The sequence below is a fragment of the Peribacillus sp. P4_D6 genome (assembly GCF_056401795.1).
Window position 1 is genome coordinate 1 of sequence record NZ_JBFUIQ010000266.1, and the last position, 2,518, is coordinate 2,518.

Annotated in this window: 2 protein-coding genes; one reads left to right on the top strand and one right to left on the bottom strand. The window is 41.6% G+C overall.

From position 1 onward, the window contains the following. Positions 1–500 precede the first annotated feature (500 nt). Positions 501–1,478, bottom strand: coding sequence for a 2-hydroxyacid dehydrogenase (locus AC1DVB_RS26555; protein ID WP_057278925.1), 978 nt, complete (start codon positions 1,476–1,478; stop codon positions 501–503). Positions 1,479–1,785: 307 nt separating this feature from the next. On the opposite strand from AC1DVB_RS26555, the gene AC1DVB_RS26560 reads away from it, so the two are divergent. Further along, the coding region (locus tag AC1DVB_RS26560) for an MBL fold metallo-hydrolase (protein ID WP_477591785.1) at positions 1,786–2,518 on the top strand (733 nt) is incomplete at its 3' end.

A 2,518-nucleotide genomic window follows, 5' to 3' on the forward strand; every position in this document is an offset into this window, starting at 1 on the left:
TACAATTTGGACGTTGATTGGAACGTAGGGCACTCGCTTTCCGCGGGCGGTCGGCCCTCGGCTTTCGCCTGCGGGGTMTCCCCTAGACGCGCTTTTCTAAGCAGGAGTCTCGAACACCCGCTCCAATCAACTTTGTCTTACCTTTTAGTTAGAACACTYTTGCCTGGAGTCATTTTTGTTTTAAAATAGAAGTATTAAAACTTGAGGTGATGAGGATGCTTTCTAAGCATGATTCTATTCAGCGAGATCAACTTGAAGTGAAGAGAGCTTGCCTGCAGTTTTTTTATTTAAAAAAGGTTGCCGGTGATTTCAGAAACCCGCTCCCTTTCCGCCAACTGTCTGCCAAGCGTCTGTGGGGTCTCGGCWAGCCAGTTATTCGGCAGGAGTGTCGCAAATTTCTTCAATCCAATAAGGGTTATAGTAAAAAAACATGAAGGATAGTCTATTCTTGTTTTAAAATCTTTGTTCGGGATGAAACCAATCCGAACCCCATTTTAGCGTCATTTTGATTTATTCAACAATACTAAATTACGGGGAGTATCACCAGTTAATCCGTCCACCAAGTTTTGTACAGCAAGAGTTGCCATTTTCATTCTTGTGGCAATGCTAGCACTCCCGATATGCGGTAATGTAACCACATTGGGCAAAGCTAGCAGCGGGTGGTCCAGAGGGACGGGCTCTTCTTCGAATACATCCAATCCAGCCGCCCAAATCTCTCGATTTTCCAGCGCCTGGTACAACGCTTTTTCATCGATAATTCCGCCTCTTGCGGTATTAATGAGCACAGCCGTCCCTTTCATCAATTCCAGCTGCTCCTTGCCAATCATATAAGCCGTTTCCGCTGTGAGCGGCAGCATGACACAAACGAAATCCGAGATTTGGAGCAATTTTTCAAGGGGCTGATATTCGATTCCTAACTCTTTTTCCTGTTCATATTTACGGCTTCGATTAAAATAAACTAAGTTCATATCAAATCCCTTAGCTCTTTTTGCAAGGGCTTCCCCAATTCTGCCTAACCCGATGATACCCAGCGTTGCACCGTGTACATCTTGTCCTGTCAGCTGCATCGGCGACCATGTTTCCCACTTTCCACTCCTTAAATAATCCTCTGCCTCCATCATCCTCCTTGCCGTTGCAAGCAGTAAGCCGAAGGTTAAATCAGCTGTCGTTTCCGTTAAAACCCCCGGTGTGTTCGTTACCATGATGCCCCGTTTTGTTGCACTTTGAACGTCAATATTATTATGGCCCACTGCCATATTCGCGATGATTTTCAGATTGGGTGCCTGTTCAATCAGTGACTCATCGATTTGTTCCGTCAATAAGCAAAGCAGCCCCTCGACTTCTTTCATTTCTTCTACAAGGACTTTTCTAGGGACCGGTATATCCTCTTGATCCCACATCCTGACATCATAATTCCGACTAAGACCTTCGATGATTTGTTCTGGCAATTTCCTTGTAATATAAATTTTTGGCTTCAAACCATAACCTCCTATACCGTTTCGTTCCATGGAACACATTCAGTTTTCATTACAATAATTAAATTTAAAGAATATTGGCTAAATGACTAGCTTGTTTATTCAATTTTAAAATAAACTAGATAAATAGACCATCCATTTCCAATCAATCTTACTATTAAATTTCTTGATTGCCTGGAAGCTTCCGCTTGACAGTTTCAATTCATTCAACCAATCATGGAATAATAACCCTTTACATCTATTCGGTCATTAGTAATATCGCAATTTTCCAGATAAAGTTTATCTCGATTTAGGAGGATATGGGACGTTCATGAAAACGAATACAACATTTAAAATTTATCCAATTATAGCTCCAAGCGCTTTATCTTTAAAAAGTATAAACTTTTATTTAGTTAAACAGGATGAATCTTTAACATTAGTCGATGCAGGTATGAATGATGATGTTTGCTGGAATGCACTGCAGCAAACATTAAAAGAAAATGGATTTACAGTTGGGGACATCACGGAAATTTTGTTGACCCATCACCATGGAGACCATGTTGGTTTGGTCAACCGGATTACCGAACTCCATCCGATTCCCGTTTATGCCCATTCTAAATCCATTCCCCGTTTAAAAAGGGACCCTGATTTCTTAAGTATGAGAATTGAATTTTATAAACAGCTATACCTTGAGATGGGCTGTGGTGAACTTGGAGATAAACAAGTGGCTTACCTATTCAACGCGGTCGATAATAATAAAGATCAAAAACTGAATGGTGACATCATCGCAATCACGGAAAAACACTGGCTGAATTTTGAAGTGCTCGAATTTCCCGGGCATGCCCCGGATCAAATTGCTTTCCTTGACCGAGAAGGGAAACGGCTTCTTGCCGGTGATTTATTGATTGAACATATCTCAAGCAATGCCTTGATCGAACCTGATGAAAACGGTAATAGAATGCTGACTCTTGTAGATCATATCGATTCATTAAAACGATGTTCAGCATTACAGGTGAATCTCCTCTTTCCTGGTCATGGTAACGTGATTGAACAACCCGGTCATC